Source organism: Alishewanella sp. HL-SH06, from assembly GCF_052656265.1.
Map to the genome: position 1 here is coordinate 2,908,397 of NZ_CP199752.1, position 16,295 is coordinate 2,924,691.

The 16,295-nt window shown below is 46.9% G+C and carries 30 protein-coding genes; 18 read left to right on the top strand and 12 right to left on the bottom strand.

Going from position 1 to position 16,295, the window contains the following annotated elements; all coding sequences use genetic code 11:
* Nucleotides 1-148 precede the first annotated feature (148 nt).
* Together ACUJFK_RS13430 and ACUJFK_RS13435 are read right to left on the bottom strand one after the other, a co-directional pair.
* Nucleotides 149-487 carry a hypothetical protein gene (locus tag ACUJFK_RS13430; protein ID WP_445425186.1) on the bottom strand — a complete coding sequence of 113 codons (339 nt, stop codon included), beginning with the start codon at nt 485-487 and terminating at the stop codon, nt 149-151.
* Complete coding sequence (locus ACUJFK_RS13435) at nt 477-722, bottom strand: helix-turn-helix domain-containing protein (RefSeq protein ID WP_445425187.1); 246 nt, start codon at nt 720-722, stop codon at nt 477-479. Before ACUJFK_RS13435 ends, ACUJFK_RS13430 begins: the two co-directional genes overlap by 11 nt.
* A 41-nt stretch (nt 723-763) precedes the next feature.
* On the opposite strand from ACUJFK_RS13435, the gene ACUJFK_RS13440 reads away from it, so the two are divergent.
* Nucleotides 764-961, top strand: a complete 198-nt coding sequence (locus tag ACUJFK_RS13440) for a hypothetical protein (protein WP_445425188.1) — start codon at nt 764-766, stop codon at nt 959-961.
* 48 nt (nt 962-1,009) lie between these two features.
* Here the strand turns inward: ACUJFK_RS13440 and ACUJFK_RS13445 are convergent, their stop codons facing one another.
* From ACUJFK_RS13445 to ACUJFK_RS13490, 10 genes are all read right to left on the bottom strand, one after another.
* On the bottom strand, nt 1,010-1,483 hold the full coding sequence (locus ACUJFK_RS13445; RefSeq protein ID WP_445425189.1) for a hypothetical protein: 474 nt from the start codon (nt 1,481-1,483) through the stop codon (nt 1,010-1,012).
* Complete coding sequence (locus tag ACUJFK_RS13450; RefSeq protein WP_445425190.1) at nt 1,459-1,674, bottom strand: hypothetical protein; 216 nt, start codon at nt 1,672-1,674, stop codon at nt 1,459-1,461. The genes ACUJFK_RS13445 and ACUJFK_RS13450 overlap by 25 nt, the downstream gene beginning before the upstream one ends.
* 2 nt (nt 1,675-1,676) lie before the next feature.
* Nucleotides 1,677-1,850: a hypothetical protein gene (locus tag ACUJFK_RS13455; RefSeq protein ID WP_226750307.1), complete on the bottom strand. Its 174-nt coding sequence runs from the start codon at nt 1,848-1,850 to the stop codon at nt 1,677-1,679.
* 228 nt (nt 1,851-2,078) lie between these two features.
* The gene (locus ACUJFK_RS13460; protein WP_445425191.1) at nt 2,079-3,266 is read right to left on the bottom strand and encodes a tyrosine-type recombinase/integrase; all 1,188 of its coding nucleotides are present in this window, start codon (nt 3,264-3,266) and stop codon (nt 2,079-2,081) included.
* On the bottom strand, nt 3,266-3,484 hold the full coding sequence (locus ACUJFK_RS13465; protein ID WP_445425192.1) for a hypothetical protein: 219 nt from the start codon (nt 3,482-3,484) through the stop codon (nt 3,266-3,268). Before ACUJFK_RS13465 ends, ACUJFK_RS13460 begins: the two co-directional genes overlap by 1 nt.
* Nucleotides 3,484-4,275 (bottom strand): ATP-binding protein, encoded by a 792-nt coding sequence (locus ACUJFK_RS13470; RefSeq protein WP_445425193.1) that lies wholly within the window; start codon nt 4,273-4,275, stop codon nt 3,484-3,486. The genes ACUJFK_RS13465 and ACUJFK_RS13470 overlap by 1 nt, the downstream gene beginning before the upstream one ends.
* On the bottom strand, nt 4,272-5,144 hold the full coding sequence (locus tag ACUJFK_RS13475) for a replication protein (RefSeq protein ID WP_445425194.1): 873 nt from the start codon (nt 5,142-5,144) through the stop codon (nt 4,272-4,274). The genes ACUJFK_RS13470 and ACUJFK_RS13475 overlap by 4 nt, the downstream gene beginning before the upstream one ends.
* Nucleotides 5,145-5,769: 625 nt before the next feature.
* The gene (locus tag ACUJFK_RS13480) at nt 5,770-5,958 is read right to left on the bottom strand and encodes a hypothetical protein (protein ID WP_445425195.1); all 189 of its coding nucleotides are present in this window, start codon (nt 5,956-5,958) and stop codon (nt 5,770-5,772) included.
* Entirely contained in the window at nt 5,959-6,468 is a 510-nt protein-coding gene (locus ACUJFK_RS13485; RefSeq protein ID WP_445425196.1) for a phage regulatory CII family protein, read from the bottom strand. It lies immediately after the preceding gene.
* A gap of 7 nt (nt 6,469-6,475) precedes the next feature.
* Nucleotides 6,476-6,694 carry a transcriptional regulator gene (locus ACUJFK_RS13490; RefSeq protein ID WP_445425197.1) on the bottom strand — a complete coding sequence of 73 codons (219 nt, stop codon included), beginning with the start codon at nt 6,692-6,694 and terminating at the stop codon, nt 6,476-6,478.
* 111 nt (nt 6,695-6,805) lie between these two features.
* Here ACUJFK_RS13490 and ACUJFK_RS13495 point away from each other — a divergent pair, with 111 nt between their 5' ends.
* The 17 genes from ACUJFK_RS13495 to ACUJFK_RS13575 all read left to right on the top strand — a co-directional run bounded on the left by ACUJFK_RS13495 (nt 6,806) and on the right by ACUJFK_RS13575 (nt 15,917).
* Complete coding sequence (locus ACUJFK_RS13495; RefSeq protein ID WP_445425198.1) at nt 6,806-7,510, top strand: XRE family transcriptional regulator; 705 nt, start codon at nt 6,806-6,808, stop codon at nt 7,508-7,510.
* A 14-nt stretch (nt 7,511-7,524) separates the two neighbouring features.
* Nucleotides 7,525-8,388 (top strand): BRCT domain-containing protein, encoded by an 864-nt coding sequence (locus ACUJFK_RS13500; RefSeq protein ID WP_445425199.1) that lies wholly within the window; start codon nt 7,525-7,527, stop codon nt 8,386-8,388.
* A 126-nt stretch (nt 8,389-8,514) separates the two neighbouring features.
* Nucleotides 8,515-8,658, top strand: a complete 144-nt coding sequence (locus tag ACUJFK_RS13505) for a hypothetical protein (RefSeq protein WP_445425200.1) — start codon at nt 8,515-8,517, stop codon at nt 8,656-8,658.
* Complete coding sequence (locus tag ACUJFK_RS13510; RefSeq protein WP_226750316.1) at nt 8,655-8,930, top strand: hypothetical protein; 276 nt, start codon at nt 8,655-8,657, stop codon at nt 8,928-8,930. The genes ACUJFK_RS13505 and ACUJFK_RS13510 overlap by 4 nt, the downstream gene beginning before the upstream one ends.
* Complete coding sequence (locus tag ACUJFK_RS13515) at nt 8,927-9,292, top strand: hypothetical protein (RefSeq protein ID WP_226750317.1); 366 nt, start codon at nt 8,927-8,929, stop codon at nt 9,290-9,292. Before ACUJFK_RS13510 ends, ACUJFK_RS13515 begins: the two co-directional genes overlap by 4 nt.
* Before the next feature lie 2 nt (nt 9,293-9,294).
* Complete coding sequence (locus tag ACUJFK_RS13520) at nt 9,295-9,882, top strand: hypothetical protein (RefSeq protein ID WP_445425201.1); 588 nt, start codon at nt 9,295-9,297, stop codon at nt 9,880-9,882.
* Nucleotides 9,875-10,210, top strand: a complete 336-nt coding sequence (locus ACUJFK_RS13525) for a hypothetical protein (protein WP_445425202.1) — start codon at nt 9,875-9,877, stop codon at nt 10,208-10,210. The genes ACUJFK_RS13520 and ACUJFK_RS13525 overlap by 8 nt, the downstream gene beginning before the upstream one ends.
* Nucleotides 10,207-11,274, top strand: coding sequence for an MT-A70 family methyltransferase (locus ACUJFK_RS13530; protein ID WP_445425203.1), 1,068 nt, complete (start codon nt 10,207-10,209; stop codon nt 11,272-11,274). The genes ACUJFK_RS13525 and ACUJFK_RS13530 overlap by 4 nt, the downstream gene beginning before the upstream one ends.
* Nucleotides 11,262-12,869 carry a DNA cytosine methyltransferase gene (locus tag ACUJFK_RS13535; protein ID WP_445425204.1) on the top strand — a complete coding sequence of 536 codons (1,608 nt, stop codon included), beginning with the start codon at nt 11,262-11,264 and terminating at the stop codon, nt 12,867-12,869. The genes ACUJFK_RS13530 and ACUJFK_RS13535 overlap by 13 nt, the downstream gene beginning before the upstream one ends.
* Nucleotides 12,866-13,390 (top strand): hypothetical protein, encoded by a 525-nt coding sequence (locus ACUJFK_RS13540; RefSeq protein ID WP_445425205.1) that lies wholly within the window; start codon nt 12,866-12,868, stop codon nt 13,388-13,390. Before ACUJFK_RS13535 ends, ACUJFK_RS13540 begins: the two co-directional genes overlap by 4 nt.
* 20 nt (nt 13,391-13,410) lie before the next feature.
* Nucleotides 13,411-13,824 (top strand): hypothetical protein, encoded by a 414-nt coding sequence (locus ACUJFK_RS13545; protein WP_445425206.1) that lies wholly within the window; start codon nt 13,411-13,413, stop codon nt 13,822-13,824.
* Nucleotides 13,824-14,048, top strand: coding sequence for a hypothetical protein (locus tag ACUJFK_RS13550; RefSeq protein ID WP_445425207.1), 225 nt, complete (start codon nt 13,824-13,826; stop codon nt 14,046-14,048). Before ACUJFK_RS13545 ends, ACUJFK_RS13550 begins: the two co-directional genes overlap by 1 nt.
* Before the next feature lie 77 nt (nt 14,049-14,125).
* Entirely contained in the window at nt 14,126-14,428 is a 303-nt protein-coding gene (locus ACUJFK_RS13555; protein WP_445425208.1) for a hypothetical protein, read from the top strand.
* Complete coding sequence (locus tag ACUJFK_RS13560) at nt 14,428-14,736, top strand: hypothetical protein (RefSeq protein ID WP_445425209.1); 309 nt, start codon at nt 14,428-14,430, stop codon at nt 14,734-14,736. Before ACUJFK_RS13555 ends, ACUJFK_RS13560 begins: the two co-directional genes overlap by 1 nt.
* Nucleotides 14,737-14,917: 181 nt before the next feature.
* A complete protein-coding gene (locus ACUJFK_RS13565) occupies nt 14,918-15,175 on the top strand; it encodes a PapB/FocB family fimbrial expression transcriptional regulator (protein WP_445425210.1) in 258 nt (85 codons plus the stop codon).
* 21 nt (nt 15,176-15,196) lie between these two features.
* A complete protein-coding gene (gene ssb / locus ACUJFK_RS13570; RefSeq protein WP_445425211.1) occupies nt 15,197-15,700 on the top strand; it encodes a single-stranded DNA-binding protein in 504 nt (167 codons plus the stop codon).
* Nucleotides 15,701-15,707: 7 nt separating this feature from the next.
* Nucleotides 15,708-15,917 carry a helix-turn-helix transcriptional regulator gene (locus ACUJFK_RS13575; protein WP_445425212.1) on the top strand — a complete coding sequence of 70 codons (210 nt, stop codon included), beginning with the start codon at nt 15,708-15,710 and terminating at the stop codon, nt 15,915-15,917.
* Nucleotides 15,918-16,295: the final 378 nt, after the last annotated feature.

Consider the following 16,295-nt stretch of genomic DNA (forward strand, 5'->3'; position numbering starts at 1 on the left):
AGGTTTTGTATGCGCTGTGTACTTAGAGCTCTTGCAAGCTTAGTTAAAAATAGCCTGTTTCAAACTAATAAAACACGAAGAAATTTGCGTATTTTCAATTTATTTTAATAAATAATGCAATTAATTGGCTTTTTATTGGTTTATTAAGTTAGTACACCGACAATATAGCCGTTTGCGCATGCCACAACGCGATGCGCTCGGTACTGTTTAAACGCACTGCTTTTATATAGCGGCGGTTAATCACTCGGCGCTGGGCGGGTGGTAACTCGGCCATGCAGCTATCTAGCTTGGCAATCCATGCTGGCACGAACATCTGATCAGCATGATGGCTAAACAAGTGTTTATCTGAGCTGGCCCAAATGCCCGTTCGTAACACTTGGCAGCACCGTTCCGTTACTGATGCCCTGGCATAGCCTTGTAGCCCCTCTTTAGATGCCCAAAACTTGCCCCAGTCGATCATGAGTTTATGAAGTTCTTTAACAGTCAATTTGTATCTCCTGGGCCACCGTGATGGCATCTAGCAGTTCAATTTTAAAAACACATTCGCATAACGCCATTACCATACCGAAAGCAGGTTCTGACTTTTGGTTTTCCCAGTTCTGGTAAGTACGCAAGTTAATGTCCATCATCGCAACCACTTGTTCTTGCGTTAAGCCGATCCGCTTGCGGTTGGCCTTTAGTATGTGGCCGCCGTGCATCCACTCGGGATCGCGTCTTATCATTTGCACCAACCTTTGCCAGCTTGCCAGCTTTGGTATCGCGGGTGAAACCACTTATAAAAGTAAATGCTGCTGCAAATACCAATCGCCCCAGCCCAGCCACTTACCATAAAAGCCGTTGTCGGGTTATCGGTTCCAGCAATTACCCTGGTAAACGTAAACTGCGCAGCACTAATACCCCAGCTAACAGCAAAGCACATGGCTATTCGTTGATCCCTTACAAATTGGCTTTGCAGCCCTAGTAAGAAAATGTTTGAGAACGTTGCAATAAAAAGCCATAACAATTCCATTCAGCCCCCAAACAACGCAATTAACGCCGCATCGCGGCAATCTTCATTACTTCGGCCAGTCCAACCCGTTAACTGGTTAAAGTAGGTGGCATCTTTTTTACAGCGCGACTTATGCCCACCCGCTAATGGCCGGCAAGGTTTCACCTGGTAACCGGCTGCAGTCATGGTTTCAATTAATAACGTGGCCACCGCTTTAACCTGCCCCACGTTTTGGCTGATGCGATTATTCACTGCCTGCTTATTCATCGCCTTGGGTAGCGAGCGCGGGAACGTTGGCGCAATTAAGTTAGGATCTTCAATCTTAATTTGCAGCGCAGCTGGTCCACCGTTAGCATCGAGCCATGCCAACACACCAGAGAACGGCACGCGTTCTAGCTTTTGGATTGTTCGGCCAGCTATAACCGCAAAGCCGCTGGCCGTTAAATCTGGATCAATACCTACCGTTATCATCAGCTGATAACCCTGTACTGGCATTCAGTAGCCAATACATGGCGCCCGTCTGCTAATTTAAAGATGGTTAAATGTGGCGCTTCGGCATCATCGCGCACACATACACCCGCAATGGTGTGCATACAGTCATAACCAAAACACACCGACACTGACTTGCCCAGGTAAGCACCTTGCATCGGGAATTTATCCAAACTGATATTTACATGCACACCCATGATCAAGACTCCCTAACGCCTTTAACGATCTGCGCAGCCGATAACAACAGGTGAGCACGGCGGCTATCAGTCAGGCCCTTGGCGTTGTTTAAATGGATCAGCGCTTGGGTAAGCTCCCAATCTAAACAACTAGCTGGTTTTTGTTCGTTGGTTTGGTTCTGCTGTTCATTGCTCATGGTTTAGCTCGCTATAAAAACAATCATCAAAATGGAGGCTATACCCACTAAGCAACAACAAATGCCCTGGATTAATGCTGCCTGTTCTTTACGCCGTGTTCGTAACTGTGCCACTCTTTTTTGTGTTGCCATGCTCAGTTTTGCCCCTCTTTTACACCTTTGGCGTGTTCCATATTGAAAAACGCCAAATCTCGCTCTATGCCTCACCACATAAAGCGGCTACTATTTTCAGGCCGCTTTCATGGCCTGCTTATGGCCTGTTTCTAACTGCTCAAATAGCCACTGGTGATAACGCTCTAACGCCTCGCGCTTTACTTTCAATGAATCTGCACCACCGATATAAACCAAATCTAAACCCTTGGGCTTATGGTTAAGTAAACGCTCTGCCACCCAGTAATCTATGCCCAGCTCTGCCCATGCTGAACGGGCGGCTTTGCGTAAGTCGTGGGCGCTGAATTGGCGTCTTGCTACCGAGCGTATTTGCTTATCAGCTTCACTGGCACTGATAGGTTCTTTACCGCCAAACAAGTAAGGGCCAGTTGAATGCTGCTCATAATCACGTAATAACGCACTGGCCAATGCCGTTAATGGCAATACATGCACCACACCTGTTTTGGTGATGCTATCCGGGATAACAATTTGCTCGCTATCAAAGCAAATGTGGTTCCAGCGTAACTGTCGAGTTTCACCAATGCGGGTGGCAAATAGCAGCATAAACAGCAGCAGGTGTTTAATGTGTTCTGGCAAGCCCATAATCATGGTGCTAATGCGGCCAATGTCTTGCACTTGCAGCTTGCCAAACTTAGGTAGGATCCGCTTTTGCACATGGTCGCTAAACTTCATGCTGGCCATCGGGTTAACAGTAATCAACCCCAATTCAGCAGCACTGGCAAACACGCGCTTAAGCACGGCAAAGTATTGGCGAATGGTTGAGGGTTTCAAACTGGCGTTTTGCAGCGGCAGCATTAGCCGCTCGTCGATAGTAATTTTTTTTACTTCGCACAGTAAGATAGTTTGCAGCCTGGGTAATAAGTGCTGCTTAATCGCACTCACCACGCCTTTGCGGCGGCTTTTGCTTTTAATGGTTTCTTGTTCAATGCGCTGCAAATACCACGTTAAAAGCTCACCAACGGTGCTAAATTCGGTGCTTTGCAGCTGCTCACCCTTGCCAATTCGCTGCAGCAAATCGGGCACCATAGCTTGTGCATCCTTGGTTTTCAGTGCTGGCCAGTAGCCAATGCGGTAACGTTTCTTACTGCCTTGCTCATACCGCACTAAACACCAAGTGCCTTTGGTGCGGCTTTTATGAAAGCGTAACTGCAAACTACTGCGCAGATCCGCTAACTCGCCCACGGTTACATCAGCAGCGTGGTTTTTAATAGCAGTATCGTTAATAGCAACGGCCAGCGAACGCATTAAATACCTATATCCCTATTCAAATCATTCAATTCAGCAAAGCTAATACTTCTTCGCATTGCACATTCAACGTCTAACAATTCATCTAGCAGTTGATCTGCCACCGTAAACGAGGCTTTGTCGCCATCTGCAGGAACTGAATGCAGCCCTTTTTTAGCCCAAGCCAATTCGTTTAGTGCAGCATTCATTTTTGCCATGTAAAAATCTTTATTCGCCATTACGACACCATCACACCGTTACTATCGAAAGGCTTGCGCTGGCTGGCACCACGAAACGCCAACACCGTGCCACCATCTTCACGCAGGCGATCAACCACACGTTCGCCAATGGCTTGCTTAACGCCGGTAATGTCTAAGTTGCTGATCAGCATCGTAGGCAGCATGTTTTGATAACGGCCGTCGATCACATCAAAAATAAACAGCTTTTCGGTGTCGCTATCAAATTGCAGGCCCACTTCGTCCAACACCAGCAAATCGATGTTCGAATAAAACTTGATCAGTTTGATCTCGTTGGTTTCAGAACCTTTGCGCCACGTGTCTTTAAGCTCGCGGATCAGGTCAATTAATTTAATTATTTTGCAGCGCTTACCTTTGGCCAGTAACGTGTTTACCGAAGCGCAGGCCAGCATGGTTTTACCCGTACCCACCCCGCCACACATCACCACGTTGCCACGGCCACCGTTAGCAATGTTTTTTGTAAAATCTTGCACAGCCTTTAGGTTTGCAGCCTGTTCTTTGTCGGCAGGGAAATAATCTTCAAACTTAACCGCACAGTTACGCAACGACACGCCAGCATCAAGCCTTTGGCGGCGCAGGTACTCAGCAGCTTGGCGCTTTTGCTCGGCTTGCTCTGCGGCTTCGTTTGCAGCGTTATTTTCAGCAGCACAAGCTGGGCACATGGCGTTCACCATAAAACGCTCACCCAGCTGAATGTAACGGGTTTGGTACTCACCGTGCTTATCGCACTTGTTTAATTCTGGTGTGGCTGGCATCGCGTTAATAAAACTCATAAAACCCCCGGCTCGTAGTGCTGATTTTCAAAACTGTGTGGCTTGCTTTGGCGTGTGGTGCTTTGTGCTGAACGCGAGTTTTGCAACCAAGCGTATTCAAAGCCTTTCCAGCCTCGTGTCATGCTTTCAGACAAACAATCGTCCACGCTCATGCCTGCGCTTACTGCCAAGCTAAGCTGTTTGGCAAGGCGGTTAATAATCGTTTGGTTAACGGGAGCTTTTAGCGATTTACGGTAAGCCAACCAATCTTTCAACGTTTGATCATTCGGCTTAGCAGGCCAGCTGCTGTAATCCAAATGTTTAGGCGCCACTGCGCCAGTGTCTTTTGTTAGTTGTCTTTGGTAAGTTGTATTTAAGTTGTCTTTGGTGTGGCCGCAATTGCGGCTTTTAGTGGCCACAATTGCGGCTTCTTGCTGATGCAATTGCGGCTTCTTGTGGTCGCAATTGCGGCTTCTTTCAGTGGGTGCAATTGCGGCCTTTTGGCGAGTGTAAGCGGTTTTTTTCGTACCAGAATCTTGCCATTCGCTAATGGTTTTATTAATGGCCACCAGCTTCATAATACCCGCTTTTTGCACACTAATAATGTGCCTGGCTTCTAACTTTTGTAGGCCCGATTTAACCGCACTTAAGCCAAGGCCAGTAAGCTCAGCTAAATACGTGTTCGTTACACGATCCACCTTTTTGTTATAGCCATACGTACAACGCACAATGGCCAGTAACAGCTGAAACTGACTGCCGCTAATGTCTTGCTGGCATATCTCTTCCAGCAGTTCGTTAGCCAGTTTGCAGTAACCGTTTTCAATATCTGCTATCACGGGCGGTGCCTCATTGCGTTTGGCGTTAAAATCTATTACATTTGTTGCTGTCATTGGCTTAGTATCCTTAAGTTAGTGACTGGCCCACTCTTCACAGTGGGCTTTTTTATTTGTGCCAACCTTTCAGCTGGCGTGGTGCTTTTAGTGCTGTAAACAGCGTTTGGGCACTAGGCGGGATCGACAATCACGGGGCCGCCTCATAATTCCGTGATCACCACTGCGGTTTTACCGTCCTGCAGTTGACGCTGAACCCAAGGGCGCAGGCCTTAACCGGGTTCGTAACTTTCCTGCGCTGCTTTCCTGTATATCCACGGCTAACTTATGAATTAAACCTTCGCCAAGGGTAACTACGCACTGCCAATGGCCTACTCCGCGCTAAGTTTCATTCAGAGTAATGAGCTGGCCGGCTAGGAACTCCCAACCCGTTATCTCAGCTCATTGGCGTTGGTGTTTGGCCACTTCGACTGCAACGGTTTATTTTCCCGCCAGATGCCTAACACCAACCCAATAAACTGATTAAACCGCCCATCCTTGGGTCAGGGTTTAAACTGCTACTGCTTTACTGCATAACTGCGCCAGTCTTTCCTGGCTGTCTGTTAATGCACACTGGCGGAGGTTGGTATCCAGTGTATTAACTGCCGGTGTTATTACCCCCACCGCCGGCTGGGGTGGCCTTGCATCAAGTCAGTAAATTAAAAAGCTGCAGCGCCCAAATGGCGATTAACGGCACGTAAAAAATCACCGCAAGAACCGCAGCAATGATCAACAAAACAATTGGGTTAATTTTGGGTTCGTTCTTACGCGCCCATAAAAGCGACAAGAACAACACCCAAACATAAATAATTGATGCGAGTTGAAAGCTGCCCATTTAAGCCCCCTTACGAATTGGCGTAGTTGGGTGGCGCGGTAAATCACGCACTTGGCCTTTCACCACTTCTTTCAGGGCCAAGGCTTCGGTAACTGTTGCCATAATCTTGGCTTTGATATGCTCGTACTCTGCCGGGTCAATAATGCCATCCTCACGCGCATGGCGAATTTCACCCAATGCCGCGCCCATTTCTTCACTCAGCTTCATTAGCTGATCACTTAACTCTTCATCGCAGCTCACTTGGCCTGGCACTTTAACCAGTACATAACCGCGGCCATTTGCCCAGCTTTCTAAAATGGCGTCGTCATTAGCCAGTTCGGTAATGGCCACTGCTTCGCCCAGGGTAAGTTTGTGAAACTCTTGATCGGGGTTTAGCTTGTTGCCAAGCACGTTAACGCTCATGCCCATCTTGCGGGCTAAGTCGCTGGCGTTATGGCGTTTACCAAGTAAGTAAGCAGCATCTTGTGGGCAGTGTGGAATGCCAGAAGGCTTTAACGTGTTATTGTTCATAGGTCTGTTATCCTGCATTAAGTAGAACTTCAGCAAGTTCAGGGCATAAATCAGAGGCTTTAAACTTACCGCCAGTAAGCCTTTCGGCCTTTAAAGCGGTTTTAGCAGACATGCCATGCTTACCGTTTAACCAGCCACTTACAGTAGGCTGCTTAACACCCAGCATCTCTGCGGCTATGCTCTGATCGCCAAAATGGTCGATAAGATTTTTAAATGTTGAGGTCATGTCACGCCCTTTAATATCGGTATTCCGATAAATTTACCATAGGCAAACCTTTTTGCAAGCTTTATTGGTTAACCTATATAATTAAAAGGTTGTTTTTTTATAGGATTGGCAATGAGCGTAGGTAAACGAGTTAGAGAGGCCAGAAAACAAGCGGGATTCTCGCAGCAAGATCTTGCTGACAAGATAGGCGTTAAGCAGCCTACGCTATCTGAGCTTGAGCGCGGTATATCTTCATCAAGCACACATCTTATAACTATTGCTAAAGTCTTAGGGGTGTCACCAGACTGGTTGCAAACAGGTAAAGCAAGCAGCAGCTACTCAGAAATTACTGATATTAAATCCAGTTACACACTAGGCAGCTTTGACACGTGGGATAGCAAAACCCCGTTATCAGAAGATGAAGTTGAAATACCGTTTTACAAGGAAGTGGAATTGTCAGCAGGAAACGGATCTATTGTGCAGCGCGAAAGCAGCGGCTTTAAGCTGCGCTTTGCCAAATCAACATTACGACGCTACAACATACAGCCCGATATGGCCGCCTGTGTTGTGGTATCCGGCAACAGCATGGAACCGGTATTGCCAGATCAAGCCACAGTAGGCATTGACACAGCAAACACCAAAATAAAAGACGGTGACATGTACGCCATTGATCACAGCGGCATGCTGCGGGTAAAGGTGCTTTACCGTTTACCTGGTGGCGGCATACGTTTACGAAGCTTTAACCGCGACGAATACCCCGATGAAGATTGCAGTACCGAACAGGCCAGTGAAGTAAAAGTGCTGGGGCGGGTGTTTTGGTATTCGGTTCTTAGATAAAAATAGGATCATGGATGATGAAAAATACTAAAGCACACATAAACAAATCTGTTAACACATTAATAGGTATAGTTGAGGGTATCGCTGTTGATCAGCTGATAAATGATCAAGAAATAGCATTCTTAAATTTATGGCTAGCAGAAAATGTTAACTATTTAAATCAACATCCGTTTAATGAGCTTATCCCCGTAATTGAAAATGCACTGGCTGACAGCGTTTTAACCAGTGAAGAAAAAGAAGATATCCTTTGGCTTTGCGACAAGCTCACATCAACCGAATATTTTGATCTAATAACAGCAGGCATTCAAAGACTGCATGGAATTTTAGGCGCTATAGCTTGCGATAATAAAATAACAGAGGCAGAGCTAAGAGGCTTGCGAGGTTGGCTTAATGATCATTCACACCTTAAAACTATTTGGCCTTATGATGAAGTTGACGCACTAATAACTCATGTTTTGGCTGATGGTTCAGTATCTGCAGATGAACAGAGATCGTTACTAAACTTCTTTATGGAGTTTTCAGTAATAGCAGACGATAAAACAATTACTACACCAAGTCTTGAAGGTAAAAACCTGATAGGCGTTTGTGCAATTTGTCCTGATATATTGTTCGATAATAAGATTTTTTGTTTTACTGGTGAATCATCAAGATTTAAGCGATCAGAGCTAGCTAAAATAGTTTCAAGTGTGGGTGGGATATTCGCAAATAAGATAACCCAAAAAACAAATTACCTTGTGATAGGCTCAAACGGCAATCCTTGCTGGGCTTATTCATGCTACGGTCGTAAAGTAGAACATGCAATAAAGCTCAGGCAAACAGGCATACCCTTAGTTATTCTGCATGAAAACGATTTTTACGACGCAATAGCAGATATCTAAATTTTATTCAGCAAACCCGCTTCGGCGGGTTTTTTTATTATCTGATAAAAAATATCGGAATACCTATTGATATTAATTATCGGATTGCCTATATTCTACCTATGAATTGAACGTAGGTAAACCAGCATGAAAACACTTACCCACTATCTAAACAGTTTAACCGGCAAGTTAAACACCATCGCTGCAGAAACCAGCAACGGCTTTATTGCCTTTTTAGCCATCATTGTAACGATCATGTTCGTTGCCGCTATGGTTTGGGGGCGCGCATGAAAACCATGTTAATCGTTAGCATGCAGCAACATGCCCGTGAAATGGCCGCCAGTGCCAACTACATCAGCAAAGCGCTGGCCAGCAAACACGCCATTGGTGCTACCTGCGCCACTGAAATAGCCCGCGAATATTTAAGCGATGCCGCCAGTACCCTGCAGTTTGCGTTTAGCCTGGCAGAGCAATCGCCCACTAAGCTGCGCACCATTCGCCGCATTAACAATAATCGCCTGTTAAAGCTAGAACGCCAAACAATGGGAGTAACCCTGCCATGATCGCCACCACCTACACCCAAGCGCAGCAGTTAAAAGCCGCATCAGCCATCCCCATGGACATTAAAAACCATGCGCAAGGCTGGCAACTGGTTAGCCGTTATCAGTCGTTAAGTTTTGAAGAACGCAGAGCCATTTTAACGCTGTCGTTTAAAGCCATTGAGCAGCACGGCAACTTGCGCGCTTATCACTCAGAGCCAGCCAAGTTCTTTGATCAGTTTTGTACCGACAACCGCAAAGGCGCCGCACTGGCCAGCAAGCTAAAGCAGCTTAACCTGCTGAAATGCTACGAGGGCAAATTTAGCTTAACCGTTTCGGCCATCAACATGATCGAATCTATCAACCAACCAGCAGCGGAGCACTAACCATGACTGCAGCCTTTAAAATGGCCTCACCAGGCGAACTATGCACCCACACCAAAAAGCTAATGGCGTTTTGTCAAACCGAGGGCAAAAGCATTAAAGCCATGAAACGCTTTATCGGTGTTACCGACACGTTTATGCAGCAGCTGCTGGCCGGAATGTTAGAGCAAAAACTAATTTGGCGGCAAAGCAACGGCATGTACAAAACCACGCAGAACAAACTGCACTTAATTGAAGAGTATGCCGCCAATAGCACAGGTGACTTATTAGCACTGGCCACCGCGCCAGTTGAACCAACACCAGAACAGGCCGAAGAAGTGATCGAACTGGATTTACCAGAGCCAGCCAACTTTGCCCAGGCTAACGAATTTGCCAGCAAAGCATTCGACATGGATGCCATGGCAGCAGAGTTTGATAGCGAACAAGCCAAGGCCGATCAGCATGTGGTTGATAACATAGATGCCAAACAACGCGCCTTAAACTATTGCAGCATGCTGTTATCACCCACCAGCACTGAGCTGCGCCGCTGCTTAGACGAACTGCAAATGGATCTGGCGGTAATTCGGTTAAATCAGGGTATGCGCCATGTTTAAAGAATACCGTTCAAACAACCAGGGCTGCCGCATGGCCGCCCCTATCGCTCGCGATGCTAAACCGCCAAAGCCCAGCATGAACAATCGCACGGCAGCGCCACGCTATAGCCAAGATTACGTTTACGGCTTTGCCATCATTAAAAAATCGCGCAAGTTCAAAGAATCAGAGCAGCCGTTCAACAACCCTATGGGCTGGATCTTACCCGGTGGCCATTGGACCAACAACAACGGCGTAGTAATGGACATCGCCCGCCGCATTGATCAATACATCGTTGCCGCGGGTGGCCTGCCAAAAGGCTGGTTAGATAAAAAGGAAATTGCAGCATGAGCAAAAAATACAACATCATCTACGCCGATCCGCCGTGGTCATTTAACAGCGTTAAATCTGGCGGCAGCATGAAATCTGGTGCTGCGGCAAAGTATCAAACCATGACACTTGATCAAATGAAAGCGCTCGATGTACCCGCGCTGTGCGAGAAAGATTGTGTGCTGATCATGTGGTACGTAAGCAGCCAACCGCAAGAAGCGTTAGATCTGGTTAAGGCTTGGGGCTTCACCCTTAAAAATATGAACGCTTTCATTTGGCGCAAGCTATCAACCAACTTGATCCCACACTTTGGCATGGGTTACTGGACACGGGCCGGTGCTGAATGTGCGCTAATTGCGGTGCGTGGTAAACCTAAAGCAGAATGCCGTAGCATTCGGCAAGTACGTGATGAAATGGTAGGCGAACACTCAGAAAAGCCAGCCATATTCCGCGATGAAATTGTAAAGCTGTGTGGTGATTTGCCCAGGCTGGAAATGTTCGCTCGCACCGCACCCGCTGGCTGGGACGTTTTCGGTAATGAAGTTGATGGCTCTGTGCACATCGATGGCAACGAACCCACCGCGACAACTTGCGACGCACCAGCAGAAACCATTATTGCTGAACGCAAAGCACTAACACTGCCCACAGTAGAGTTCACCAGCGAACAACTGGCCGAACAACTGGCCAGCGGCTCACTGCCATTTGACGGTGATCACTTAGCGTTAATGCTGCAGCTCGATGGCATGTTCGGCAAGCGCGACACTTACACCACCAGCCAGATCCGCACTGCTATTTTAGCGCTAGATGAACCCGGCATGATAACCAAAGGCGGTGAAGTGGTTGCTGCAGTTACAGCAGATAATCAGCCAGAACCAAAACATAAATGGCCGTATGAAGTACGCGAAATTGTCGATAACTCTTTAGCCTTTATGGACTACAAGGCTGATGAAGCCTTTTACGAACGCTTATGCACATCATGCAACAAGCTTTTACTGCTATGCCCAACAGAAAAGCTACGCACCTCCAATCATATTAAAACGCTGATAAGCGACAAAAAACGGGATGAAAAATCATGCGCGGCTTAATCGTTGACAACTTTGCCGGCGGTGGCGGCGCATCCACCGGTATTGAAATGGCTATCGGCCGCTCTGTTGATATCGCTATCAACCACGACAAAGACGCCATTGCCATGCACACCATTAACCACCCGGGCACCCTGCACTACTGCGAAAGCGTGTTTGATGTAGATCCGGTAAAAGCCACAGCTGGCCGGCCGGTGGATCTGGCGTGGTTCTCGCCAGACTGCAAACATTTCAGCAAAGCCAAAGGCGGCAAGCCGGTTAGCCGTGAAATTCGTGGTTTAGCTTGGGTAGTAATGCGCTGGGCTATGCGTGTACGTCCTCAGGTGATCATGTTAGAGAACGTAGAGGAATTTAAAACGTGGGGCCCAGTTGTTGAATGTCCTATCACTGGCACAGCACAACCGTGCAAAGATCGTAAAGGTGAAACCTTCAACGCCTTTGTTGCCATGCTTAGCACTGGCGTAGATGTTGACCACCCAGCACTGCAAGAATGCGCAGAGGTTCTTGGCTTGGTAGATACCGCAAAACTTATCCGCGGCCTTGGCTACAAAGTAGAGTGGCGTGAACTTCGGGCCTGTGACTACGGCGCCCCTACTATTCGCAAACGCCTGTTTTTGGTAGCCCGTTGTGACGGCCAGCCTATCGTTTGGCCTAAGCCAACACACGGCGCACCAGATAGCGCAGCAGTAATCTCTGGCCAGCTGCAGCCGTATCGCACGGCAGCAGAATGTATCGATTGGTCTATTCCCTGCCCCAGCATATTCGAGCGCAAGCGGCCGCTGGCAGAAAACACCCTGCGCCGGATCGCCAAAGGCATTCAGCGTTTTGTAATCGATGCTGCGCAGCCGTTTATTGTTACAAACACAACTGGGCATGCGCCGACCTCAATTAATGGACAATTACCAACGCAGACAACAGGTAATCATCATTACTTATGCGCAGCGTTTCTGCAAAAGTATTACGGCATGAAAAACCCTGACGAAGTAAGGGGCGTTGAGTTAGGCGATCCTGTCCATACCGTTACAACAGAAAACAGATTCGGCTTGATATCAGCGAATTTGGTTAAGCACTATGGCGGTAACTATACCGGCCCAGGTGCCAGCTTGTCTGAGCCAGCCCATACCGTTACTACAGTGGATCACCATGCACTTGTAACCAGCAACCTAGTAAAGCTTCGCGGCACGAATATCGGGCATGCGGTAAATGAACCTGTTCACACCATTACAGCTGGCGGTCTTCATCTTGGTGAGGTTCGCGCATTTCTACTGAAATACTACGGCAATGAAAAAGATGGTGCGCAACTGAATGAACCTATGCACACAGTAACAGGCCGCGATCGCTTCGGGTTGGTAATGGTGCGCGGTGAACCCTACGAAATCGTTGATATCGGCATGCGCATGCTGGAGCCACACGAACTTTTTGCAGCCCAAGGCTTCCCATCTGACTACGTGATCAGCGTAGACCAAAACGGCAAGCCAATCCCTAAAGCAAAACAAGTAGCCCGCTGCGGCAACGCAGTACCACCACCTTTCGCCGAAGCACTGGTACGCGCCAACCTGCCAGATCTATGCGCAGCGAAAGAAGGAGCAGCAGCATGATCGACAAAACAGAAAACCCCGATGAAATATTTTTAATAGAAGTTTTCGATGGTGAAGATTACACCCACGTTTGGAGCGATACCCCCGCACCAGGCGAAGGCCAGCGCGAAGAAGATGCCACTCGGTATGTGCGGGAGGATATTTATTTAGCCGCCTTGGCGCAGGTTGAGCAGTTAAAGCATGAGCTTACTTTATCAACTGACCAAAACGATTTGTTACTTGATGAGTTTATCAGAGTTAAGCATTTAACCAATAACACCGAAATCCACCAGTTGTGCGAAAGGGCGCATATTCGGATGCGGCAAAAAGTATCTGTTATTGAAAGAAACCATAAAATGGAAATTGATATTTCACAGTTAAAAAGCAGGATTCATGAGCTTGAAAACTCTGACGATAAAGCACTGCTTAAAGCTCTTATTTACGCACCAAGCTCTCCAGTGTCGCCAGCTGAAGCATTTAAGATTAAGGACTGGTACGGAAATTTTAAAAAGTTTCGTCAACAAGCTAAGGCAGGTGAGTGATGGGCACAGTATCAGTATCGATGAAACTTACACCAAAACAAGCGGGTGCGCTGTACATGAAAAATATAGCGCTAGAGAAAGAAATTGACGAGCTAAAAGCAAAGGTTGATAAGTTAACTCGTCTTTGTAATGGATGTGTTGGGCCTTTGCAAAAGTGCCCAATAACAAGGCGTGACCTTTTTATGATCATTGATGGTAATGCTACATACGGAGGCCCATTTGATAGCTACACAATTCCTTATATGCAAGGTGATGCAAATGAACAATGGCACGAAAGAGAGTTGGTAGTAGAAAGATTTGATCATGATACTGGCAATTGGTCAGATGATGAAATAATTCCACTAAGAATTATTTCAGAAGATGTGCTTTTCGATCTTCAAGAAAAAGCTGAACAATTGGAAGCGCTACGCCAACAAGCTAAGGCAGGTGAGTGATGGATGAATGGCTTAACCCAAAGCAAGATTTAGCTGAAGTGAACAGGCTTTGCGAAGTCGTCATGAAAAACGGTAAGCGGTATCAAGCATATCGTTCACTGGCACGAGGCTGGTTTAGAGCTGACGGATCGCCACTTAGCGGTAAGTCAGCGATGGAGAAGTATCGGTATATCGAAGATGCTCCGGTAAAGCCGTGGGCAAGATTCGGCAAGGCAGGTGAGTGATGGAACTAGAAAAAATCAAAAAAATATTGGCGAAAGTACCTGATGGGGCTACTCACTGCACAGACACAGTGCCAAGCATGAACTTGTACGCAAAAGTTGTTCACTTAGGCGGTTTTTATGTCAGCCTCGGCAACAAGTGGGAGGCCTACCCTATTTATGCTGGCATCCATTTGCTTTCAGATTTACAAGCCATCATAGATGCAAAAGAGCGCATTGCCGAGCTTGAGCACTACAACTTAGGCCTTGCCCAGGAATCACATCAGCGCCAACAAAGAATAGACGAATTAGAGCAGTGGATTGCCGCAATAGCAGACGACCACCCACAAATACCGGGTTGGATCCAACAGTCAGCGCGCAGTTTATTGGCTAAGGGTGAATAATGGATAACCTATCACTCGAACAGCTGTTTGACGAAGCGATGAAGTATGGCCGGGTAAGCCTACATCAGTGCAAAGACGATAAACGGTTCAGCTTAACCATACGCTTTAACACCATTGACCATGTTGAGCTTGAAGCGTGCAGCGGTTTTCAGCATACGTCTATCAAATCCGCACTGCTCGCAGCAATAGAAAAAGCTGTGGTTATTGTTGAAAGCATGAAGCGCAATACTGCGGTTGATACCGAGCAAACGCAAGAACTACTGGGTTTAAAGTCGAAGATATTAAAACTAATGGGAGCAAAAGAATGAACCCACAACAGCTAAGACAAATGGCCGCTGAATCTGACCGTGTATCGCTGGTGTTACCAAGACCATGGAAAGGCAGGCCAAAAGATTTTCCACGAGGTGAACTGCTTTGTGAACAGCCAAACAGTAACGTGGTGAGCATCAAAAGCGCAAATTTAATCAAGTGGCTGGAAAAGCACGGGCTATGAAATACATCACCCAAGGCGGCGAAAGCAAAGAACGCTATGAACTGCTGATTAGCCTTACACGCATCAGCAGCGAAGATGTAAAAGCAGCATTAAAAGATTACCTGGTGATTGGCTTAGCCGATGCAACAGCGGCGGCCATTAACGGCGTACAGCTAAGCAACTTCACCCGGGCGTTAAACACATTAAACACCGTGGCCAGCACAGTAGAGCAAATAAAAGAACTCGACTGGGCGCGGCTTAAATCAGTTAAGTGATAAGTTTATTAAGGCAGATAAATGAGCAAAGGAATTAACAAGGCAATTTTGATCGGTAACTTAGGTCAGGATCCAGAAGTGCGTTACGCGCAAAACGGTAATGCTGTTTGCAACCTAAGCATAGCCACTAGCGAAAGCTGGACAGACAAAGCTACCAACGAACGCAAAGAGGCAACTGAATGGCATAAAGTTGTTATATACCAGCGTTTGGCAGAAATCGCGGGCGAGTATCTGCGCAAAGGCTCAAAAGTGTATATCGAGGGCAAACTTAAAACGCGCAAATGGCAGGATAAAGACGGCATTGATCGTTACACCACAGAAATAGTGTGTGACGAACTGCAGATGCTAGACGGCGCACCACAGCAAGCGCCTGCGCAAAACCAAGGCTACCAACAGCCACAGCAGGGTTACCAAGTGCCGCCGAACAATGCTTACCAGCATCAGCACCAGGCATACCAGCCACCACCGGCCGCACCGGGGCCACGTTCAAACACCGGTCAACGTCCACAGTACACACGCAAGTGAGGCAATTATGCAGTTAATCAGATTACCCGAAGTGTTAAAAATGGTACCTGTTGGCAAAACAACATGGTACAGCATGGTAAACCGCAATGAAGCACCCGCGCCAATTAGTTTGGGGGCTCGTGCTGTAGCGTGGGATCGAGAAGAAATTGAAAGCTGGATCCGCGCCAAAAAGGCCGGTAATAACGATCAGCGCGATAGATCCAGCACAAAACAATGATACTACAGATGATACTACAGAAATAAACCACAAAGCCGAAAGCCGCTAAAAATGCGGCTGTTCGATTCCTGCTGGGGCAGCCATTTCAGCGTTAATAGAAGATAGCCGAGACTCATCAAAGCTCGCTAAACCCCAATAAAATAAGGTTTTCACTTGAACTTAGCGCTCGTTTTAGTTCATTGTAAATCGGTAAGAGCAAACAGTTTTGATACTACAGCTAAATTTAGCAAAAATTTTGTAGTATCATTTTTGGGTAAAATCGCAATAAAAACAAAGCCTTTGAGCTACACCGAAACACGTTCAGCGAAGCCAAAAGATAAGCTTTTTTTGCTATATGATGGTTTTAGCTTTAGTTTTAGCTTTAGTTTTAGTTTTAGT

Excerpts from the sequence above, each read along its gene's own strand:
- ACUJFK_RS13435 (WP_445425187.1), bottom strand. The coding sequence starts at position 722 with ATGATAAGACGCGATCCCGAGTGGATGCACGGCGGCCACATACTAAAG.
- ACUJFK_RS13445 (WP_445425189.1), bottom strand. The coding sequence starts at position 1,483 with ATGCCAGTACAGGGTTATCAGCTGATGATAACGGTAGGTATTGATCCA.
- ACUJFK_RS13450 (WP_445425190.1), bottom strand. The coding sequence starts at position 1,674 with ATGGGTGTGCATGTAAATATCAGTTTGGATAAATTCCCGATGCAAGGT.
- ACUJFK_RS13455 (WP_226750307.1), bottom strand. The coding sequence starts at position 1,850 with ATGAGCAATGAACAGCAGAACCAAACCAACGAACAAAAACCAGCTAGT.
- ACUJFK_RS13460 (WP_445425191.1), bottom strand. The coding sequence starts at position 3,266 with ATGCGTTCGCTGGCCGTTGCTATTAACGATACTGCTATTAAAAACCAC.
- ACUJFK_RS13465 (WP_445425192.1), bottom strand. The coding sequence starts at position 3,484 with ATGGCGAATAAAGATTTTTACATGGCAAAAATGAATGCTGCACTAAAC.
- ACUJFK_RS13470 (WP_445425193.1), bottom strand. The coding sequence starts at position 4,275 with ATGAGTTTTATTAACGCGATGCCAGCCACACCAGAATTAAACAAGTGC.
- ACUJFK_RS13475 (WP_445425194.1), bottom strand. The coding sequence starts at position 5,144 with ATGACAGCAACAAATGTAATAGATTTTAACGCCAAACGCAATGAGGCA.
- ACUJFK_RS13480 (WP_445425195.1), bottom strand. The coding sequence starts at position 5,958 with ATGGGCAGCTTTCAACTCGCATCAATTATTTATGTTTGGGTGTTGTTC.
- ACUJFK_RS13485 (WP_445425196.1), bottom strand. The coding sequence starts at position 6,468 with ATGAACAATAACACGTTAAAGCCTTCTGGCATTCCACACTGCCCACAA.
- ACUJFK_RS13490 (WP_445425197.1), bottom strand. The coding sequence starts at position 6,694 with ATGACCTCAACATTTAAAAATCTTATCGACCATTTTGGCGATCAGAGC.
- ACUJFK_RS13495 (WP_445425198.1), top strand. The coding sequence starts at position 6,806 with ATGAGCGTAGGTAAACGAGTTAGAGAGGCCAGAAAACAAGCGGGATTC.
- ACUJFK_RS13500 (WP_445425199.1), top strand. The coding sequence starts at position 7,525 with ATGATGAAAAATACTAAAGCACACATAAACAAATCTGTTAACACATTA.
- ACUJFK_RS13505 (WP_445425200.1), top strand. The coding sequence starts at position 8,515 with ATGAAAACACTTACCCACTATCTAAACAGTTTAACCGGCAAGTTAAAC.
- ACUJFK_RS13510 (WP_226750316.1), top strand. The coding sequence starts at position 8,655 with ATGAAAACCATGTTAATCGTTAGCATGCAGCAACATGCCCGTGAAATG.
- ACUJFK_RS13515 (WP_226750317.1), top strand. The coding sequence starts at position 8,927 with ATGATCGCCACCACCTACACCCAAGCGCAGCAGTTAAAAGCCGCATCA.
- ACUJFK_RS13520 (WP_445425201.1), top strand. The coding sequence starts at position 9,295 with ATGACTGCAGCCTTTAAAATGGCCTCACCAGGCGAACTATGCACCCAC.
- ACUJFK_RS13525 (WP_445425202.1), top strand. The coding sequence starts at position 9,875 with ATGTTTAAAGAATACCGTTCAAACAACCAGGGCTGCCGCATGGCCGCC.
- ACUJFK_RS13530 (WP_445425203.1), top strand. The coding sequence starts at position 10,207 with ATGAGCAAAAAATACAACATCATCTACGCCGATCCGCCGTGGTCATTT.
- ACUJFK_RS13535 (WP_445425204.1), top strand. The coding sequence starts at position 11,262 with ATGCGCGGCTTAATCGTTGACAACTTTGCCGGCGGTGGCGGCGCATCC.
- ACUJFK_RS13540 (WP_445425205.1), top strand. The coding sequence starts at position 12,866 with ATGATCGACAAAACAGAAAACCCCGATGAAATATTTTTAATAGAAGTT.
- ACUJFK_RS13545 (WP_445425206.1), top strand. The coding sequence starts at position 13,411 with ATGAAACTTACACCAAAACAAGCGGGTGCGCTGTACATGAAAAATATA.
- ACUJFK_RS13550 (WP_445425207.1), top strand. The coding sequence starts at position 13,824 with ATGGATGAATGGCTTAACCCAAAGCAAGATTTAGCTGAAGTGAACAGG.
- ACUJFK_RS13555 (WP_445425208.1), top strand. The coding sequence starts at position 14,126 with ATGAACTTGTACGCAAAAGTTGTTCACTTAGGCGGTTTTTATGTCAGC.
- ACUJFK_RS13560 (WP_445425209.1), top strand. The coding sequence starts at position 14,428 with ATGGATAACCTATCACTCGAACAGCTGTTTGACGAAGCGATGAAGTAT.
- ACUJFK_RS13565 (WP_445425210.1), top strand. The coding sequence starts at position 14,918 with ATGAAATACATCACCCAAGGCGGCGAAAGCAAAGAACGCTATGAACTG.
- ssb (WP_445425211.1), top strand. The coding sequence starts at position 15,197 with ATGAGCAAAGGAATTAACAAGGCAATTTTGATCGGTAACTTAGGTCAG.
- ACUJFK_RS13575 (WP_445425212.1), top strand. The coding sequence starts at position 15,708 with ATGCAGTTAATCAGATTACCCGAAGTGTTAAAAATGGTACCTGTTGGC.